General features: G+C 46.3%; 17 protein-coding genes and 1 pseudogene. 15 read left to right on the forward strand and 3 right to left on the reverse strand.

Annotated features, from left to right (window positions below):
• Nucleotides 1-130 precede the first annotated feature (130 nt).
• The 9 genes and pseudogenes from QUA62_RS21565 to QUA62_RS21605 all read left to right on the forward strand — a co-directional run bounded on the left by QUA62_RS21565 (nt 131) and on the right by QUA62_RS21605 (nt 6,198).
• Nucleotides 131-301 carry a hypothetical protein gene (locus tag QUA62_RS21565; protein WP_333406581.1) on the forward strand — a complete coding sequence of 57 codons (171 nt, stop codon included), beginning with the start codon at nt 131-133 and terminating at the stop codon, nt 299-301.
• 108 nt (nt 302-409) lie between these two features.
• On the forward strand, nt 410-667 hold the full coding sequence (locus QUA62_RS21570) for a hypothetical protein (RefSeq protein ID WP_333406583.1): 258 nt from the start codon (nt 410-412) through the stop codon (nt 665-667).
• The gene (locus QUA62_RS21575; RefSeq protein WP_333406585.1) at nt 625-945 is read left to right on the forward strand and encodes a hypothetical protein; all 321 of its coding nucleotides are present in this window, start codon (nt 625-627) and stop codon (nt 943-945) included. Before QUA62_RS21570 ends, QUA62_RS21575 begins: the two co-directional genes overlap by 43 nt.
• 118 nt (nt 946-1,063) lie before the next feature.
• Nucleotides 1,064-1,498 carry a ferritin-like domain-containing protein gene (locus QUA62_RS21580; RefSeq protein WP_006632205.1) on the forward strand — a complete coding sequence of 145 codons (435 nt, stop codon included), beginning with the start codon at nt 1,064-1,066 and terminating at the stop codon, nt 1,496-1,498.
• Nucleotides 1,499-1,609: 111 nt separating this feature from the next.
• Nucleotides 1,610-2,572 carry an FTR1 family protein gene (locus tag QUA62_RS21585; RefSeq protein WP_333406587.1) on the forward strand — a complete coding sequence of 321 codons (963 nt, stop codon included), beginning with the start codon at nt 1,610-1,612 and terminating at the stop codon, nt 2,570-2,572.
• Nucleotides 2,573-3,170: 598 nt separating this feature from the next.
• On the forward strand, nt 3,171-3,908 hold the full coding sequence (locus QUA62_RS21590; RefSeq protein ID WP_039886887.1) for a response regulator transcription factor: 738 nt from the start codon (nt 3,171-3,173) through the stop codon (nt 3,906-3,908).
• 533 nt (nt 3,909-4,441) lie between these two features.
• Nucleotides 4,442-4,699 (forward strand): hypothetical protein, encoded by a 258-nt coding sequence (locus tag QUA62_RS21595; RefSeq protein WP_333406589.1) that lies wholly within the window; start codon nt 4,442-4,444, stop codon nt 4,697-4,699.
• Nucleotides 4,696-5,010: a photosystem I reaction center subunit XI gene (locus QUA62_RS21600; RefSeq protein WP_333406591.1), complete on the forward strand. Its 315-nt coding sequence runs from the start codon at nt 4,696-4,698 to the stop codon at nt 5,008-5,010. Before QUA62_RS21595 ends, QUA62_RS21600 begins: the two co-directional genes overlap by 4 nt.
• A gap of 672 nt (nt 5,011-5,682) precedes the next feature.
• Nucleotides 5,683-6,198: pseudogene (locus QUA62_RS21605) on the forward strand (Fur family transcriptional regulator).
• A 230-nt stretch (nt 6,199-6,428) separates the two neighbouring features.
• Here the strand turns inward: QUA62_RS21605 and QUA62_RS21610 are convergent.
• Nucleotides 6,429-7,280 (reverse strand): Npun_R2479 family HD domain-containing metalloprotein, encoded by an 852-nt coding sequence (locus tag QUA62_RS21610; protein ID WP_006632199.1) that lies wholly within the window; start codon nt 7,278-7,280, stop codon nt 6,429-6,431.
• 207 nt (nt 7,281-7,487) lie between these two features.
• Nucleotides 7,488-7,691 (reverse strand): hypothetical protein, encoded by a 204-nt coding sequence (locus QUA62_RS21615; protein WP_015174049.1) that lies wholly within the window; start codon nt 7,689-7,691, stop codon nt 7,488-7,490.
• Between the two features lie 210 nt (nt 7,692-7,901).
• Here QUA62_RS21615 and QUA62_RS21620 point away from each other — a divergent pair, with 210 nt between their 5' ends.
• The 6 genes from QUA62_RS21620 (at nt 7,902) to rpsJ (ending at nt 13,391) form a co-directional block, all read left to right on the forward strand.
• On the forward strand, nt 7,902-8,045 hold the full coding sequence (locus QUA62_RS21620; protein WP_242724593.1) for a hypothetical protein: 144 nt from the start codon (nt 7,902-7,904) through the stop codon (nt 8,043-8,045).
• Between the two features lie 99 nt (nt 8,046-8,144).
• Nucleotides 8,145-8,525, forward strand: a complete 381-nt coding sequence (gene rpsL, locus QUA62_RS21625) for a 30S ribosomal protein S12 (protein ID WP_006632197.1) — start codon at nt 8,145-8,147, stop codon at nt 8,523-8,525.
• 145 nt (nt 8,526-8,670) lie between these two features.
• A complete protein-coding gene (gene rpsG / locus QUA62_RS21630; RefSeq protein ID WP_006632196.1) occupies nt 8,671-9,141 on the forward strand; it encodes a 30S ribosomal protein S7 in 471 nt (156 codons plus the stop codon).
• A 345-nt stretch (nt 9,142-9,486) separates the two neighbouring features.
• Nucleotides 9,487-11,559 carry an elongation factor G gene (gene fusA / locus QUA62_RS21635; protein WP_333406593.1) on the forward strand — a complete coding sequence of 691 codons (2,073 nt, stop codon included), beginning with the start codon at nt 9,487-9,489 and terminating at the stop codon, nt 11,557-11,559.
• Nucleotides 11,560-11,661: 102 nt separating this feature from the next.
• Nucleotides 11,662-12,891, forward strand: coding sequence for an elongation factor Tu (gene tuf / locus QUA62_RS21640; RefSeq protein WP_190660866.1), 1,230 nt, complete (start codon nt 11,662-11,664; stop codon nt 12,889-12,891).
• 182 nt (nt 12,892-13,073) lie between these two features.
• Nucleotides 13,074-13,391 (forward strand): 30S ribosomal protein S10, encoded by a 318-nt coding sequence (gene rpsJ, locus QUA62_RS21645; RefSeq protein WP_006632193.1) that lies wholly within the window; start codon nt 13,074-13,076, stop codon nt 13,389-13,391.
• A gap of 76 nt (nt 13,392-13,467) precedes the next feature.
• Here rpsJ and QUA62_RS21650 read toward each other — a convergent pair whose 3' ends face one another.
• Nucleotides 13,468-20,253, reverse strand: a complete 6,786-nt coding sequence (locus QUA62_RS21650; RefSeq protein ID WP_333406596.1) for a transporter substrate-binding domain-containing protein — start codon at nt 20,251-20,253, stop codon at nt 13,468-13,470.
• Nucleotides 20,254-20,262: the final 9 nt, after the last annotated feature.

Consider the following 20,262-nt stretch of genomic DNA (forward strand, 5'->3'; position numbering starts at 1 on the left):
CTTCCCTTTCATTTATTATCAAACTTTCCTATTTTACCAGAGAAATCCATATTTACATCTCAAATGGAATTGCTATACTAATGCACTTATTATCAAGTAATTTTCCGGGCAACCTACAGGAGGTTTGCCAGTGGTGCAGCGCTCAACCCAAGACTCAACTACCGATTTAGTGGCCTCTGAATTTCCCAAACAGTTAGATATCGCTCAAGTTTCCATCTACGGGCTGAGCTTTTTATCTGCTGGTTTATTTCTGTTTTTACCTTTAGTTAACTTATTGCATCCGAGCCCTTGGCAGCAGTAGATGGGAACTATTCACGGCATGGGTGCAATGTTGACATTAGTGGTAATGGTTTATACAGGACATCTAGCATTTCCATTGTTGCGGGGTGTCCCTAAAATCGTGCCGTAAATGCGTACATTAGCCTTTTGCTCAACTCTTTTGAGTTTTTTGGCCATTGCTACTGGCAATTGGGCTTATATGCGGTATCGAGCAGGCATAGATTTCGCCGGAGCTAGAGCAGCGCTGAAAGAAAACTCTCCTCTAGCGCAGTACGTTTTGATGGAATATCACGAATTTAGCGTACTGTTTACATTGCCTTTAACAGTAGCTTGTGCGTGGATTTTGTGGAACTATGGCGACGCAATTTTAGAGAAAAAAAATCGCTAAAACTAGATGAGCTAGCTCTGAAAGTCTACGATCGCATCGATGGAAGTTGGCAAACTAGCGCTACGTTCAATCAAAATCTAGTGTATCGAGTCAGTACAAGTCAAGATGGGGCGATCGCCCATTTCGAGCCGCTCAATCAACCAGCCAAGGATTACACCCAAGAAACTCCTTTGCCAAATCTGCTCAAATCTCTCGAAACTAGCAGCAACAATGCACCACCAGTCGCTAAGTTTACTGTAGTGTTTGCTCCTACTGGAACCTTAGAAGTTAACCCCTAACTCACATACAACATCTATATCCGGTAAGGTGCGCCATCCGCACCTTATCTTTCATTTTTAACTTAAATGTGATATTATAAACAGCGCCCTCTAAGGCATTCTACATCTAAAACAACCAATGAAAGAACTTGACGACAAAAAAACCCAGGAACTGCTATGCACCATCATGGAATGGGAACTAGCAGGTGTCGTGCGCTACACCCACTATTCACTAATGGTGACAGGGCCAAACCGGATTCCCATCGTGCAGTTTTTTAAAGCACAAGCAACGGAATCCTTACTCCACGCCCAACAAGCAGGAGAAATTCTCACCGGTTTAGAGGGGCATCCCAGTCAGAAAATTGCTCCCATCGAAGAAACCTACAAACACTCGGTGAAAGACTTGTTGGAAGAAAGTTTAAATCACGAGAAAAAAGCGCTGAAAAAGTATAAATCTTTACTTGAAGTCGTGGGCGGCTCCAGCGTTTATTTGGAAGAATATGCCCGCAATCTAATTGGGCAAGAAGAATTGCACCAAGTAGAACTGAAAAAAATGCTGCGTGATTATAGTTGATTTAATGATTAGTTAGTTGTTATTGGTTATTGGTTATTGCTTATGAGTTAGTTGTTATTTCCAATGACCAGTGACCAATGCACTCTCCCCCATGCCCCATAATTATAAAAAATGAATTTTAGTGAAGCGGTACCGACTTTTGTAATTACCCTGCGCGAAGGCGTAGAAGCCGCCTTAGTCGTCGGAATTGTACTAGCTTGCCTCAAAAAAGCCGAGCAAAGTCACCTGAATTCTTGGGTTTATACAGGTGTCGCAGCCGGCATTGCTGCGAGCGGTTTGGTGGGTGTTTTATTCAATGGATTGCTCGCAGCACTATCCACATCCGAGCAGGCTTACGCACCAGTAATTAAACAGCTATTAGAGGGCGTGTTGGGAATTGTGGCGATCGCAATGCTAAGCTGGATGCTAATTTGGATGACTCAGCAAGCGCGCTTTCTAAAAGCTGAAGTTGAAGGAGCCGTTACAGCAGCTTTGACAGAGAATAGCAATGCCGGCTGGGGCGTATTTGGCTTAATTTTTATTGCGGTACTGCGCGAAGGTTTTGAAACAGTTATATTTGTCAGCGCTCAGTTTCAACAAGGTTTGAGTCCCGCTTTGGGAGCTTTGGGCGGTTTGACTGGGGCGGCAATCATTGGCGCGCTACTGTTCAAGTGGGGTGTCAAAATTGATATCCGCCTGTTTTTCAAGTTTATGGGGATTTTGTTGCTGTTAATCGTGGCAGGTTTGGCAGTATCTGCACTCAAACATTTTGACCAAGCCGCTGGGATTTTGTCGCAGATGAATAGCAAGTATGCAGCGATTTGTGTTTATTACGATCGCCTCGCACCAGTCCACTCTTGTATTTTAGGGCCTATGGTGTGGAATGCAGCGGAAATTTTGCCCGATGGACAATTTCCAGGAGTGCTTCTCAAAGCACTGTTTGGATACAGAGATCGACTTTATCTCGTCCAAGCAGCGGCTTACACAATATTCTTAGCCACCATCGGCGGTCTTTATTTCCAAAAATTAGGATCTAAGGCGACTCTTCCCAACAAAAATACTCAGCCAGATCGATCGCAAACTCGCCCTCAGTAGGTATGCAAGCGGTTGTTATCGGTTGTTTGGCTGATTCCAGAGCGAGACAACAATTAGCACCACAGGCAAAAAATTGACCAAAAATTGTCAGGTTGCGGAATTGATTATTTTACTTTTATATGATATCATTTAATGATTGCATTATTGTTTATTTACTTTATAAATACTTATATTAATATTATTTAATAATACCGTCAATCCCCCAACAAAGCAAACCCTACCCCCTCAAAAAACACAAAAATTTTATAAGCAAAATTAACTAACTTAAAAAATTTACAGTTAACGGTTGACAGGGTTATGCAAAACGCGGACTACCGTTAGGGCGATGCTGTGAAGCCCCAGGCGCACGCTGCAAAAGTTAAGGCTGTTCTTGCCGACAAAAAATCTGCCCCCAGCAAGATTTTTGGTCAACAGTTTTCTGATATGTGCTCTTAGGGCTTATAATTAGTACAAGAATATTTACAGAGTCCCGAAAGTTCTTAATCAACCTTATAATCCTTACATGAAGCTTAAAATTAAAAAATTGTTCGTTAAAGTTACCTGGAACCCCCAGAAGGCTGTAGGATCTGCCATTCGGTTAGCGGTGAGATAAATAATGATGCCCCGGATACTTGTTATTGATGATGACGCGGCGATCGCCGAACTCGTAGCCGTCAACCTTGAAATGGCTGGCTATGAAGTCACCCAGGCAGAAGACGGCATCAAAGGTCAGGCACTAGCCATACAACTGCTCCCCGACCTGATCATGCTAGACCTCATGCTGCCTAGAGTAGACGGATTCACCGTATGTCAGCGTTTGCGGCGTGACGAGCGCACCTCAGACATTCCGGTCTTGATGTTGACAGCCTTAAGTCAAACTCAAGACAAAGTAGAAGGCTTCAACTCCGGCGCCGACGACTACCTGACCAAACCCTTTGAACTAGAAGAGATGCTAGCCCGAGTGCGAGCTCTACTAAGGCGCACAGACCGCATCCCCCAAGCTGCCAAACACTCCGAAATTCTGAATTACGGCCCGCTGACCCTGGTCCCCGAAAGGTTTGAAGCTGTTTGGTACGCTCAGACAGTCAAACTGACCCACCTAGAGTTTGAGTTGCTGCACTGCTTGCTTCAGCGCCACGGTCAGACAGTTTCTCCCAGCGAAATTCTCAAAGAAGTGTGGGGTTACGACCCCGACGACGACATCGAAACTATTCGTGTACACATCAGACACCTGAGAACCAAGATGGAACCCGATCCCCGCCATCCTCGGTACATCAAAACCGTATACGGGGCCGGTTATTGCCTGGAGTTGCCCAACAACGAGCAAGTAGCTGAAGAAACCAAATCCTCTGCTTGAGCTAGCGCGCCAGATGCAACAAGCAGTTAAAAATTCCGCTAGAAAAGCCTGAGAGCATTTGCTCTCAGGCTTGGTTGTTTGGAGTTTGAGATGAATATGTCAACAAATAGGCATTAACTCTCTTGATTCGGAAAAAACAATGGCGCACCCCCCTCTAACCGTACTTTTAGAGAAGCTTGTCCATAGGAAAGTACCGGATTTCTTTTCCCACCTTGTCTTTTCCCAGAGGATTGGATAGCTACTCAAACAATACTCTAGCCATAATACTCTTTAATAATATTATTTATCAATAAATTTAGAAGTATTCCTTTAGCTGCTATTTTTGCTAACGAGAGACCAAACTCCGCTCAAGCGCCAAAAACAGTCATAATCGTGATAGGGCGATGTTTTTTCCTACTGATTTACATACCTGAACTCAAATCAGTGAAAATTTTTCTCAAATACCCCTTGACGAAACTACTAAAATTGTTGATTATCTATATCAATAACCTGCTATCGCTTAAAACTCCCCTGACATCTTTCTCAAGAGGTAAATGGCCGTGACCAGCATGGCAAAAAAATCCTTCTTCGCCGTTAGGGCGATTCACCTAATCAGCTCAGCCTTTCTAGGCTTCGGCGACATCTTTCACTCCCTCAAAGGGCCAGCAACCCTCGAAGCAAGAACTTCTTTCTTTGGCTACACATGGGAAGACGCAGACAAAATGACCACCCTCTTGGGCATCAGCCTAGTTTTGCTGGGTGTCGCTACCTTCTTGTTGGTACCCAAAGCTATGTATTTGGGTGGTTTATGAGTTTAGGTGACGGATATTCCCTAGTAGGAGCAGTTGCTGTGTTGATTCGGTTGCAGGAAAAAGGGTTGACACGGCTGACGGGTTTGCTGACGACGCTGGCATTGATTTGGATTTTGTCGCTCGCCCTTTGTGTTGGCGATCGCCCCAATCTGGAAAAAGACAAGTCATTCTATTGGCATAAAACTCCCGAAGATGGGAGTTTATTCCCGAGTGGTTTTGTCATCGGTGACACCTCTGCAGCTTTTCTCGGCTATTTGCTGCTAGAAAATATTTCTCCTATAGATGCCATTGTTCGAGGTTTTGTCAATTAAATACTCTGCTTGCGGTTGACATCGGTCGATCCCTAGCCCGGAGAATTAGGAATTGCGAAACAGACTTTCATCCGCCGACTTGCTGAAAACCTTTCGTCGCTGTTACAGCGCAGTTACACACAGAAAATCGATGGTGCAATTCCTATTTTTTCCCTACAAACGCCGTTCAGATTTCGGTCAACCTTGAGACAATAACCGTATGACTGTCTTTTTCTAAAATTTATGTATCGCCACTTTGATTATTTTTGTGGAGTCTGTCCGTAACATTGCCAGAAGGAGCGCATCAAATCAAGCGCTTGTATCCAATTCATTGTTATGGGGATTTTTTTACGACGGACTACCGCCTCAAATTTACAGTGCGCCCGTGCGTTGCTTTTAGTGAAGATGCGATCGGTTGCACTGACTTTGACCCTAAAACTTGTTTTACCAATGCTTATCAGCAACATTGCTAAAAACTTCACAAAAATTACGCATAAATACCGAAAACTACTTTTTTAGTTCCACTTTTAGCAAGGGGGATAGATGGCTAGCTGATTACCCTTAACTAAAGGGGAAGTCTAGAATTAGATGGATTATCACGGAAAATACACTTTAGGAGAATCTACAAAAGAGCGCGAATAAATAACAGATAATCCCCTAGAAGCCTCGTTCAAGTTTTTTATTTTTTGCCACATGAATTTATACAGTGCTAACTCACTCAAAGTCGAACTGAACCAGAGAGGCTGCCGCCTGACTCCCCAGCGAGAAACTATTTTGAGTGTCTTTCAAAATCTGCCACAAGGCAATCATTTAAGTGCGGAAGAGTTATACAGAACTTTGCAGAATAAAGGAGAACGAATAGGCTTGTCTACTGTCTACCGAACCCTGCATTTATTAGCAAGAATTGGAATTTTGCGTGAACTAGAATTAGCAGAAGGACACAAACATTACGAACTAAATTTTCCCGAATTGCACCACCACCACCACCTGGTTTGCATTCAGTGTCACAAAACCTTTGAATTTAGCGATGAATCCATTTTAAGAATTGGCAAAAAGCAAGTTTAAAAAGCTGGGGTCGAACTGCTTGACTGTCAATTAACTGTGCGAGCTGTTTGTTTGGAAGCGCTGCGGGAGGGATGGCCTTCTTTGGTACCCAGCAATTGGTTGTGTCCCAGATATCATTCAGAAATTGATGAAAAAATTAGTTGAGTTGGATGAAATACACTTCGGTAATTGGTAATTGGTAACTCTTGAACTCAGGTACGGCAATAGCGTTGCCAGGAATGATAGCGAAGTGATTCTTAGGAAAGCAATCTCACGCATTCAAACTCCCTTCTGCTTAATAGCATGGGAAGGAATGTTAAGGAATGTTAGCGAAGCAATTATTAGAAAAGCAATGTCACGCATTCAAAAATTGTCGCCTTTCCCTTCCCCTTCCGTCAAGCAACCTCAGAATCGCAACGTTGGTGTTCCATCCGAAATATGTTAGCGTACAAACTAGCAACAATCTGTTTACCTTCTTGCGTCAACTGCAAGTAACCGAGAGATTCACTGATGTGAGGATAAATGCCGCTCCAGTAAAACTTAGAGTAGCTTTGCAGCAAGTCGCCCGGATGCCGATAGCCCAAAAGTTTAGTAGCACCGCTTTCTTCCAACTCGTAAAACAGCGCGCCAATTTTCTGCAAATATTGCGGGTTGCTGAGCTGACCTATCAAGTCAGCACCGCGCACTAAACTAGAGTAATTAACTGCCTCCTCGTCAGTGTTACCGTCAAGCACCGAGAAACGAGTCTGTTCTATGTTCTGCTTAATTATCTCAGCATTAATTAGCTTGTGGTTGCCGAAGCGCTCGTCAATGAACAATTTAGCTCTGTCAACTCGGTAAGGAGCTAAGCTAGCCGCTGTTGCACCGGGAGCAAGTGCAATTCTCATGCCATCTTTTCCAGTAGCATACAATCCTTCTGATTCTTGGTCTTGCCGGCAAACTCCTTTGACATATCCGATGTCTTGGCACAGCAAAGAAATGATGAAGTGCAGCCAATCTTCGCAGGAAACTCCGCCCTTGCGAATGTGTTTTCCCCGCAAGATTTCTTGACCGACTAAGCTAATGCAAATGGCGTGCTCTACATTGTGATAAAGAGCGTCGCTGTTAGCGATGTTTTCTAACGCCATTGCCCCCACCCAGGCAATAATGTCAGCATAGTCAGATTTGTAGCCTCCGTAAGTGCGGCTGTACCCGTTCTGAAGTTGTTCGATGAAAGCCTCGATCAGCAGTTCTGTAGAATTAAACATACGCTATCCTTTTACCTTAATATTGCCTTTCAAGAGCGGTGCATCTATTTGGGAGTCCTCTAATTTTATGGATGAGATTTGAACTCACAACTCATGCACCCCCTGTGTGTTGTGCTCTGTGGGTGGCAATCTCAAAACTATTTGACGCAGCTACGCCCGGGGAGTCACTAAGCAATCTTGCGCCCTGAGTCAAAACTCCCAAGCAACTCAGTCCATCACTGACACCCATCCCCGCCGTACTGCATACAGTAGCCTGCTGACAATTTTTCGCTCCTCTGAACTTTTTAAACTGTGAGAATTAATTGCGTATTGAATTTGCTGGAACACAGTCCGATCGATCTTACCGGATTTCCAAATGTTCAAGTAAAGTTCGGAAATTTTATATTCAGGAATATAAGCTTTGGTTGTCATCTGCAGTCAACTCAATGTATATTTCTTATTGTCCGGCAATTTTAGATAAGTTTATGTGATGTAGATCGGCTATAGACTGTGATGCGATCGCAGGCTGGAGTTAATGCGCCTCTCCTAACAATGGTAATTTGATCGAAAAAGCGATAGGGCGATCTTCATAAATTTTGCTGACGGCTGTGACAATCATCATAGTTGCGCCTAAATTATAGGATGTCACATACCATTCTCCCGTTGCGCTCGCCCCCTCCCAACTTGCAGCAAGGAAGGAAGTTTGAGCGCGGGTCGCGCAAATTTCTTGCCAAAGAAACTCGCGTCGTGTACAATATAGAGTCTGGTATCCTCACTTACCCATAATTATTTTCATTCATCCCGTCCCCCCAGAGGGGAAGGGACTTTCAGTGCGGATACCGCCAAATCACTATATTCAGCAAAAAGCTAGAAATGCCGTAACTCATGCCCACTATTCAGCAACTCATCCGTTCAGCACGGGAACAAACGCAGAAAAAAACCAAATCGCCAGCTCTCAAGAGTTGCCCCCAGCGCCGCGGAGTTTGCACCAGAGTGTACACGACCACCCCGAAAAAACCCAACTCGGCGCTGCGGAAGGTGGCTCGGGTACGGCTGACCTCTGGTTTTGAAGTCACCGCCTACATCCCAGGGATCGGTCACAACTTGCAAGAACACTCTGTAGTAATGATCCGGGGCGGTCGGGTAAAAGATTTGCCCGGAGTTAGATACCACATCATTCGGGGTACATTAGACACCGCTGGGGTGAAAGACCGCAAGCAGGGTCGTTCCAAATACGGGGCCAAGCGTCCTAAAGAGAAAAAATAAGACGGAACTCGCCCGATCATCGGGGTTGGGAAGCAAAAATAAATCCGATCGCGCCGATCAATTGCACGCTCGATCGTCATAGATCGAGATCTGATCCCAAAACCCCAAACTCAATCATTCAAAATCAAAAATCCCAAATAGAACTATGTCTCGCCGCACAGTTATTCAAAAACGTCCAGTTCCGCCAGATCCAACCTACAACAGCCGGTTGGTAAGCATGATGGTGAGACGGATCATGCAGCACGGCAAAAAATCCGTGGCCTCCAGCATCGTCTACGACGCCCTCAAAACCATCCAAGAACGCACAGGGGCCGAACCGTTAGACTTGTTTGAAAAAGCAGTCAAAAACGCTACACCCCTGGTAGAAGTCAAAGCCCGCCGGGTAGGTGGCGCCACCTACCAAGTACCGATGGAAGTGCGTTCCGATCGCGGTACCACCCTCGCCCTTCGCTGGCTGATCAGATTTGCCCGCGCCCGCACCGGCCGTTCGATGGCCGCCAAGCTAGCCAACGAACTGATGGATGCAGCTAACGAAACAGGCAGTGCTATTCGCAAGCGCGAAGAAACACACCGAATGGCCGAAGCTAACAAGGCTTTTGCTCACTACCGGTACTAACTGCAAAATCGGGCATGGAGAAGAGTGCGATCGTGCGGTATAAAAGCATCGGGTGAGAAATTGGAAAGTGTAAGTTTTGAGTGTTGAGATTGCTTCTCTGGGTGCAATTGCGATTCATGAAGCAAACTCAAGACTCCCAAAATCAAAATTCACGCACTCAAAATTCACGCACTCTCGGAATCCTCCATGTCGCATCCTTAATATTTTTGTAAACAAATTTTGCAAAAAATATTAAAATGTAACAATAAGCTCCCGAGACTTTGGTAAGTCGCTGGGGAGTGCAAAATAGGGTTACTGTGTAGTATAATAGTATTATAACAGCAACACAAGATTAAGGAGGTAGCTGTGGCACGTACCGTCCCGCTAGAAAAAACTCGCAACATCGGCATCGCAGCCCACATAGACGCGGGCAAAACAACAACAACTGAAAGAATTCTGTTCTATTCAGGCATGGTTCACAAAATGGGTGAAGTGCACGAGGGAACAGCAGTCACTGACTGGATGGAGCAAGAGCGGGAGCGGGGAATTACGATTACTGCCGCTGCTATCACCACCAGTTGGAAAGATTACAAAATCAACATCATCGACACTCCCGGACACGTAGACTTCACGATCGAAGTCGAACGCTCGATGCGAGTGCTCGACGGAGTGATCGCAGTGTTCTGCTCGGTAGGGGGAGTACAGCCGCAATCCGAAACAGTTTGGCGACAGGCCGACCGGTACAAAGTACCGAGGATCGTGTTCGTCAACAAAATGGATCGGATGGGCGCAAACTTCTACAAAGTCTACGGCCAAATTCGCGATCGAATGAGAGCGAACGCCGTACCCATCCAAATCCCGATCGGCAGTGAAGAAAACTTCCGGGGAATTGTAGACTTAGTGCAAATGAAAGCCTATATCTACAACAACGACACGGGAACCGACATCGAGGAAGTAGAAATCCCCGATGAAGTAAAGGATCTAGCCGTAGAATACCGCACCAAGCTGATAGAGTCGGTAGCAGAAACCAACGACGCCCTCACGGAGAAATACCTTGAAGGCGAAGAGTTAACGGAAGACGAAATTCGTGCAGCTTTGCGGACTGGCGCGATATCTGGGACGATCGTCCCCATGTTGTGCGGTTCGGCGTTCAAAAACAAAGGCGTTCAGCTTTTGTTGGATGCAGTGATCGACTACCTGCCGTCGCCCTTGGAAGTTCCCCCAATTCAAGGACTCCTCCCCAACGGCGACACAGCAGAACGATTTGCAGACGACAGCGCCCCCCTGTCAGCCCTGGCATTCAAAATCATGGCTGACCCCTACGGCCGGCTGACCTTCGTTCGCGTCTACTCGGGTATCCTCAAAAAAGGCACCTACGTCCTCAACTCCACCAAGGACAAAAAAGAGCGGGTTTCTCGCTTAATTGTCCTCAAAGCCGACGATCGGATAGAAGTTGAGGAACTGCGGGCCGGAGACTTGGGAGCAGCCTTGGGTTTGAAAGACACCTTCACCGGCGACACCCTCTGCGAAGAAGGAGCGCCAGTGATTCTGGAATCTCTGTTTATTCCAGAGCCAGTCATCTCGGTGGCTGTCGAACCCAAAACCAAACAAGACATGGAGAAGCTCTCCAAAGCCCTCCAGTCGCTCTCGGAAGAAGACCCCACCTTCCGAGTCAACGTTGACCCAGAAACCAACCAGACAGTCATCGCCGGCATGGGCGAACTGCACCTGGAAATCCTGGTAGACAGGATGCTGCGGGAATTCAAAGTAGAAGCCAACGTGGGTCAGCCGCAAGTAGCCTACCGCGAAACCATTCGCAAAGCCGTCCGCGCCGAAGGTAAATTTATCCGCCAAAGCGGCGGTAAAGGTCAGTACGGTCACGTCGTGATCGAACTAGAACCTACCGAAGTCGGAAGTGGCTTTGAATTTGTCTCCAAAATTGTCGGCGGCACTGTACCGAAAGAGTACATCGGCCCGGCAGAACAAGGGATGAAAGAAGCCTGCGAATCGGGTATTGTAGCAGGATATCCCGTGATCGACCTCAAAGCTACTATGGTAGACGGGTCTTTCCACGACGTAGACTCTTCGGAAATGGCATTTAAGATCGCCGGCTCAATGGCGATCAAAGAAGCCGTGATGAAGGCTTCGCCTGTGCTGCTAGAGCCTATGATGAAAGTAGAGGTGGAAGTTCCCGAAGATTACATCGGGAACATCATCGGCGACCTCAACTCGCGTCGGGGTCAGATTGAGGGTCAAGAGACGGATCAGGGAATTGCCAAAGTTTCTGTAAAAGTTCCACTAGCAGAAATGTTTGGCTACGCCACTGACATCCGCTCGAAAACCCAAGGTCGGGGCATCTTCACAATGGAATTCAGCCATTACGAAGAAGTGCCGCGAAATGTGGCTGAAGCCATCATCGCTAAGAACAAAGGTAACTAACGATTTTGAATTTTAGATTTTGGATTTTGGATGAAATCCAAAGTCTAAAATCTAAAATGTTAAAATCTAAAATCGCTAAAAGAAACAAGGAACAAATCGAGAATGGCACGCGCAAAATTTGAACGGAATAAACCCCACGTAAACATCGGCACGATCGGTCACGTTGACCACGGCAAAACAACTTTGACCGCCGCGATTACGATGACTCTCTCTGCACTAGGTCAAGCAAAGGCTAAGAACTACGCCGACATCGACGCCGCGCCAGAAGAAAAAGCACGGGGTATTACGATTAATACTGCTCACGTCGAATACGAAACCACAGGTCGGCACTATGCCCACGTAGATTGCCCCGGACACGCTGACTATGTGAAAAACATGATCACCGGTGCAGCTCAAATGGACGGCGGGATCTTAGTGGTATCAGCAGCAGACGGCCCCATGCCTCAAACTCGCGAACACATCCTGCTGGCAAAGCAAGTTGGCGTTCCCAGCTTGGTTGTGTTCTTGAACAAAGAAGACATGGTGGATGATGCTGAACTGTTGGAATTGGTAGAACTGGAAGTTCGCGAACTTTTGAGCTCTTACGATTTTCCGGGCGATGACATCCCCATCGTCACAGGTTCGGGATTGAAAGCTCTCGAAGCGATGCTTGCTAATCCCAAGACTGTAAAGGGCGAAAATGAGTGGGTTGACAAAATTTACAAGCTGATGGAAGAAGTAGATGCTTACATCCCCACCCCAGAGCGCGAAGTTGACAAGCCTTTCTTGATGGCAGTTGAAGACGTATTCTCGATTACTGGTCGGGGTACTGTCGCCACAGGCCGGATTGAGCGCGGAACCATCAAAGTCGGCGAAACAGTCGAATTGGTGGGTCTTAAGGACACTCGCAGCACTACGGTGACTGGTGTGGAAATGTTCACCAAGTCTCTGGAGGAAGGTTTGGCCGGCGATAACGTGGGTCTACTGCTGCGGGGGATTTTAAAGGCGGATATTGAACGCGGAATGGTGATTGCCAAGCCGAAAAGCATCATGCCTCACACTCAGTTTGAATCTGAAGTGTACATCCTCAAGAAGGAAGAAGGCGGCCGGCACACGCCCTTTTTCTCTGGATATCGCCCTCAATTCTACGTCCGTACCACTGACGTGACCGGCACGATCGCACAGTTCACCGCTGATGACGGTAGTGAAGCAGAAATGGTGATGCCTGGTGACCGGATCAAAATGACTGTTGAGCTGATTCACCCGATCGCGATCGAACAAGGAATGCGCTTCGCTATCCGCGAAGGCGGACGCACCGTCGGCGCCGGCGTTGTTTCCAAAATCCTCAAGTAGGAATCCGATAACAGCTTAAATAGCAGAAAAGCCGCCAAATTTAATTAGGCTTTTCTGCTATTTAGTGATTAGTTATTACTCAGAAGTCTGCTGTTAGCAGTTAGCCCAAAAACAACTGCAAACAGACAACAGACAACAGACAACAAACACCAAACTGAACCTCGAAAATTCAAGAAACAAAAATGGCAACAATTCAACAACAAAAAATTCGCATTCGCCTCAAAGCTTTCGATCGCCGAATTCTAGACGCATCCTGCGAAAAAATTGTAGATACAGCAAATCGGACAGCAGCCACAGCGATCGGCCCGATTCCCCTACCGACAAAACGGCGGATTTACTGCTTGCTGCGCTCGCCCCACGTAGACAAAGATTCTCGCGAACACTTTGAAACCCGCACGCACCGACGGATTATCGACATTCACCAGCCATCGGCTAAAACAATTGACGCTTTGATGAAACTGGATTTGCCAGCCGGCGTAGATATCGAAGTCAAGCTGTAGATTGACACATCGAAAACTCGAAAAGAAGGAACAAAGATTAAATAAATTGTTCCTTCTTTTTGCTGAAAGTTCGTTATTAGTTTAAAGTGAACATTGCCGGAGTGATAGAACTAGCTGATGAGTCAGCCAGAGATGCTAAAACTGCCCCAGTGCTAGCAAGACGGATCAGGGTATCCCGGGCTTGAGTGCCTGTACCTTGAGTAATGGTTAACTGCTCAAATTTGAGCCCGCCTGCTAATCCTAATAAATCTTCGCCAATAGTAAAATCTGCGATCGCATCAGTTCCATTTCCAGGTGTTAAAACAAAAGTATCGCCTCCTTTGCCACCATTGAGCAAGTCGTCACCCGCACCTCCATTGAGAGTATCATTGCCTTTACCGCCAAAGAGAATGTCATTGCCTTTGCCACCATTGAGCAAGTCGTCACCCGAATCTCCATTGAGAGTATCACTTCCTTTACCGCCAAAGAGAATGTCATTGCCTTTGCCACCTGAAAGGAAGTCATTGCCTTTGCCGCCATAGAGAGTATCGTTCCCTTGATTACCATTGAGGGAATTGTCGCCGGAGTTGCCATTGAGTAAGTCATTGCCTTCAGTGCCCATGACTGTATTGTTCGCAGTCGTAACAGCAAAAGGCAGCGAATACTGCAAGCCAAAGTCAGCAGCAAGTGCGTTACTGTCGCGCCGGAGAACGTTGGAATTGAAATGACGTTCGTACATTTCTCCATAGTTCCCTACTGCTTCGATCGCCTTCACCGCAAAGTCATTGGGCAAACCTAAGGCTTCACCTATATTCCCTTCCAACCCTAAGAATTGTCGAATTTCGGAGTTAGAGTTATTGGCGGGGTTTTCGTCAGTATTCTGGGTGATTAACTCCTCAATATTGCCTGAAGTAATGCCATATTCTTCTGCTTGAACTAAGGCATTATAAACCCAGCGTACTACATCTGCCCACTCGGATTGATTTTCGTCAGTGATTAAGCCCAAAGGTTCTTTAGAAAGAACTTCATCAAGAATCCGATGCTGTGCGGGATTGGATAAGGTAGGAATTCGGGCACTGAGAATAGTCAGGTCAGTTGAGACAGCATCTATTTCTCCTTTGTCGTAAGCTGCAAAGATTTCATCATTTGTGGCAAACTTAACAGGGATAAACGTACCCCCGTATTTGCTTAAAGCATCTTGGAGATTTTGTAAAGAAGTTGCTCCCTCCAAAATACCAACTCGGCGACCATTGAGAGTCGGTAAAACACTTATACCGCTATTATCCCTAACTAAAACACCTTGACCGGTGTAAAGATAACTCGGACTAAAATCAACACCCAAACTCGCATCGCGCACCAGGTTTTGAGTTAGGCCCATTGCTGAGAAATCAACCACACCATTAGCAGTATTCGCGAAACTATCCTTAAACGACTGAACCTCAATTTCAAGCTTAGTACGATCGCCAAATAAAGCCGCAGCAATAGCACGTCCTAAGTCAACATCAAAGCCCACATATTCGCCATTCGCTTGCTTCACGGCAAAGCCGGGGTTGTTACCGGGAAGTCCTAGCTTCAGGGTGCCGCGCTGCACTACTTCTGCCAGCAGGTTGCGATCGTCGTTATCAATTAAAGTCGCATCAACCTTAGTACCAGAGAAAGGCGGAGAATACAACAAACCTCCCTCATTCCAGAGGAGATTGCGATCGCGCTCTACCCCAGGGAAGTGCCGATCGTATATTTCTGCGTAGTTGCCAACTTGCTTGATAACGTTTACTGCGAAGTCCTTGGGAAGCCCCAGAGAACCTCCTAAATCGCCTTCTAAGCCCAGGAAACGACGAATCGCAGGACTGGAGTCATTATTCGGATTCTTATCAGTATTAGCGGCAATAATTTCGTCAATGTTTTCAGAGCTAATCCCAAATTCTTCCGCTTGAATCGGGACGTAATTAACCCAGCGCACTACATCTGCCCATTGCGAGTCATTTTGGGGTAAGGCCAGGGCAATAGGTTCTTTGGAGAATTCTACGTCTAACAGACGGTGATTTTCTGGGTCAGCGAGGCGCTCCAGAATCAGGGCGCGGTCAGTGGCGTAGGCATCAATTTCACCTCGATCGTAGGCGGCGACAACTTCTTCAAGGGTGTCAAACAATTTGGGTGTAAACTTAACTCCTTCAGGGCTTAAGTGATTTTGTAAATCGTCTAATGAGTTACTGCCTTCAATGCCAATGGTACGGTCCTGGAGGTCTAAAGCATTCTCAATGCCGCTATCTTTGCGAACGACGACCGCTTGGTAATCGTAGAAGTAAATTGGACTGAAATCGATGTTATCCTCTGCATCCGGTCCTAGGTAGTGGGTAGAGCGTTGAGCAGCGATGTCTACATTACCATCCGCTACCTGTTCAAAGGCTTCTGCAAACGTGGTTGTTACCCGTTCTACTTTGGTAGCATCCCCAAATAACGCTGCCGCCAAAGTACGGACAAATTCAAAGTCAAATTCTGACCCAGAAGAAGAGGTGCCGAGTTTAATCTGACCCCGCTTGATAATGTCATCAAGAATCGTCTTTTCTGGATTTTTTACTAAATCGGGATTGACCACACTGGGGGTGGTTTGAGTGGGGACTTCAGCCGCAGCTGCAGCCTCGGCAGGCTGTCCTGTAGGCGCGTCTACAATTTCAAGGATTTCACCTAAGTTGGGAAAGTTATTGTAGGTTTGCCCGTTGTTTTGAATCAGCGCGATTTCTTGTCCTTTGAATTCCAGAGTCCCAGCTAGGACGCTAAAGTCGGCCAGGGATTTAGTATTAAACCCAGTGGCGGAGATTTGAATTTTATCTCCTTGGATGGGGTCAAAGTCGAGGATTAAGTCGCCGCCGTCGGAGGGTGCGTTGAAGTAGAAGACATCGGCACTGTCTCCGCCATTGAGTAAGTCCACACCCGCACCGCCGGTGAGGATGTCTTGTCCCGCGTCACCCACTAACCAATCGTTTTCTTCGTTGCCCTCGAGGGTATCGTTGCCGAGACCGCCTTCTAGTAAGTCGTTTCCGGTGTTTCCTTTCAGTTGGTCATGTCCGGCATTTCCTTGCAGTTGGTCGTTTCCTTCATTTCCTTCCAGGGTGTCATTTTCTGCACCGCCTGCCATCACATCATCTCCGGCGTTGCCTTGGAGGATGTCTGCACTGAAGTTTCCTTCTAATTTATCGTTGCCTTCTCCACCTAGCACGGTATCGCTGCCAGCACCGCCAGTCAGTTGGTCGTTACCTGCCAGTCCTTGCAGGACATCGTTACCCTCCTTGCCAGAGAGATTGTCGTCGCCTTCGGCTCCGGTGAGGGTATCGTTGCCGGAGGTTCCGGTTTGGCGCATCCCGTTTTGGCTATTAGCGCTGTTCTGTTGGTCGTTATCGGCAATTTGCTGGACGGCGGTTTGATACACCGGGTCGAGGGCGTAGCCAGTGCCGACATATTTGAGGTTGAGGGTTAAGGCTTCCGGCTTTTCTGGGAGGGTATCGTCTAACACCGAGAGGTCGATAACAGCTTCAGTTTCTCCGGGTGCGATGTTAATTTCCCCAAATTGACCGCCATTGCTGCTGTAATCTTGTCCCAGAGTGGCAGTACCGGAGAGGGTGTAGAGGATTTTCAGCCCTTGAGCGGGGGCAGCTTCACCCAGCGCGATCGTAAATTGTCCTTGGCTATTGCTATCGCCTTCGGTGATGGTTGGGCTGGCGGTTACTTTCACAGTACGCTTTTCGTTCAGTGCGTACTGCACTAAGAAGGTGTCTGCCTTCAGTAATTCCTGGAGTTTAGTTTGGGATTCTTGAGCAGTAATTTTTCCTTCGATTAGCTGTTGAGTGACTTCGGGTAGGGTGCTATAGACCGCTTTTTTGATCGGGCTGATGCTGGGTAGAACGTCTGAAACAGAACGAGTCAGCGCCTTTCCTACTAAGTCGTCAACTAAGTGGTTGCTTTGGGCCACAAATTCGGAGACTGCTTTTACAGCTTCGCTGGCAATAGAGAGATTGTGTTTTTCGGTTAATTGAGTAAAGAGTTTTTGCAGGTCATCGCCCTTGCTTAAGTCAAAGGTGTCAACCTTTTGCAATACTTCACCGAGGGCAACAATCACCTGAATTTCCGCATCTGACTCCTGATATTTTGCCGCTTTGAGGAATGCTGTGCCATTGAGCAACAAGTTCATTACTTTGATGTGACCAGAAGCGATGTTAATGCCGGTGGTGTCATCTTTTCCAATGGCGGCGTAGGGGTCAAAGTTGTCTAAGGGTTGAGAGAGGGAAGCTAAGGAAAGTCCTGAGATTTTTTCGAGCAAAGTTTCCACTTGTTCCGCCGCAATTCCTTGGCTTGAAAGAACTGCTTGGAGGGTGGTTAAGGGTGTCGTGGTTGTCGCTTCTGTGGCCGAACCGACTTGAGAAATTAGGGGTAATGTTGCAGGCAGGCCGGTGGTTGTGTCTATGCCACCAATCCCTACTATTTGTCCTTCTTTGGAGTCAACTTCTCCGTCTCCGTTGACATCTAATGCAGCAATTTTCGACTCGTCAAAGTTGTATTCTCCGTTATTGTCGGTGGTAGTTTGGAGTTCGCCTTCGTCCGGTTGGAAGTTGCCGTTGGTATCTATGAAGACTGTGGCATCTGCTAAGGGACCGTTGAAGATACGTGAAAACACATTCTTCGCGCTTTTCAAAACATTTGAAGCGGCGCCAACAACTATGGTGTTTACTTTGCTGACTCCAGATAAACCTTCGTTCAAAAGGTTTTTTGCATAGTTAGCAGCGTCGCCTAAACCCCCCAAAACAATGTTGCCAAGTTGAGTCGTTAAACTACCCAGACTATTAAATTCATTAACAAACGGGTCTACCCCTAAATTAACGAGATTGTACCGTTTGTTCAAGAAATCTACATCCATACGAATGCGATTTTCTTTTCCTAAAGTGAACCCAACATCAATACCAAAATTATAGCCTTTTACACTAACCCCTAGCTTACCCGATATAGAAAGATTGCCGTTGTTGAGAGAGAATTTTGCACTGGCTATATCCATGCCAAACAGCTTAATTCCACCGGATGCTGACCCGCTCAGCTTTGAGGTATTCAAGGTAAAGTCATTTAGCTGAATTGCTAGAACGTTTGACCAACCCAACTGAAAGTTTTTGAGTTTGATTTCGTCTTTACTAAGGCTCAGATCGAAGTTGGCTACTTTTTTGCCAAAAATTTCTAAACCGGCATCGGCTTTTAATGATTGCTCTTTCGAGTTTAACTTCAGGTCTACATCTAATGTAGAATCGTTGCCCCCAGTGAGTTTCAAGATTCCTAAGTCAATTTCAGGAATCTTCAAACTTCCGCTTAAACTTGGAGCGCTAGAGAAGGGATTTGCGGCGAGATTTAGAGTAGCTTCTTTTCCCCAAGCATTTACTTTGCCATTGACTGCAATTCCTTGCGTTATAGTAGTGTTCGCAAACGTGGTTTCCACCGGCGCAAACTTGATGAGAGGATCGAGCTCGGTACCTGCATCTGGGCCATCGATAGATACAATAGTAACATCTAAGACATCTTTCAAAAAGTTCTTGGTTTTTCCGACAAAACCTGAGTTATCAACTCCTGCAACACTAAGCGGCACTGACCAAATGTCCACTAAGCCAATTGGTTGATAGACGGTTAATTCCATCCCAAATTTATCAGGTGCTTTGGGAGCTATGAATAAAGCAGAGTTGACATCCAAACCGCCCACTTTTAAATCTGCCTTGAGTCCAATATTATCAATGTAGGGGGCTACATAAGTGCCGCCAAGCTGAAACGATAAATTTCGGAGTTCTGAGTTACGCAAACCAAAGGGGTCTTTCCAAGGCGTATTTGAACCTAGTTGAAAGCTTGCTGTGAGTGACGTTGGATCTAAATTAAGTCCGCCAACAAGCGTTAAAGGGGGTTCATTTTTTTGGAAAGGATCGTAGTTTTTGAGGAGGATATTTCCCTCAATACCAAAACTGGGTTTCGCCTTTTTATCAACCGCTAATCCCAATGCGGCTCCGGTGAGGGTGGCACTGAAGTCTGTCTGCGAGTTTTTATCTCCAAAAAGCGAAATATCTGTTTCAAACTTTCCTTTGAGGCTGGCTCCGTTTGAATCTACCTTTGTGGTTAGGTTTAATTGTTGAATTCCCAGTTTCTTGTTAATAAATTCTGCGAGACCGTTATTGCCATTGTTAAAGTTGGCAATTCCAGAGATTTCATAAGTTTTATTGGGGGTATCAAGTTTCCCTATTCCGAAGCTGGGATTGGTTATGGGTACGGATAACTTTGCCGCAATTGTTTCTACATCAGGAACTCCTTTGAAGATATCAACTAGCGATGTCTCTCCCTCATAGGTGATTTTAATTTGTTCTTTGGAAAAGTCCAAGACAATCGGTTTTTGACTGATGTTTCCCGTGAGTTTATAGCTGGTATTGGTGCTGCTGAAATTGCTAATTGTTAAACTGGCACCGGATATAGATTGGTTTAAAATAGCAATTTTGCTATCGACGCTAATTCCCACTTTTTTCAACAGGTCAGCTAGAGACACGTCCCCGGTATAGGCGACTTTTAACTCTTGACCCTTTTGATACTCGAACGTTACGTCTTGTCCGCTGATTTTTCCAGAGAACTTATAAGCGGAAGGGGACTTGCTGCTGTCGACTGTCAAGCTAGGAGCGGTTATAGAGCCGGTTAATAGCGCGCTTCCTTGGGTGTCGGTCACACCAACAGTTTTCAATAGGTCAGCTAGAGAAATATCTCCGGTATAGCCAACTTTTAAAGCTTGACCTTTTTGATACTCGAACGTTACGTCTTGTCCGCTGATTTTTCCAGAGAACTTATAAGCGGAAGGGGACTTGCTGCTGTCGACTGTCAAGCTAGGAGC

Source organism: Microcoleus sp. MON1_C1, from assembly GCF_036701945.1.
Taxonomy (GTDB): Bacteria; Cyanobacteriota; Cyanobacteriia; order Cyanobacteriales; family Microcoleaceae; genus Microcoleus.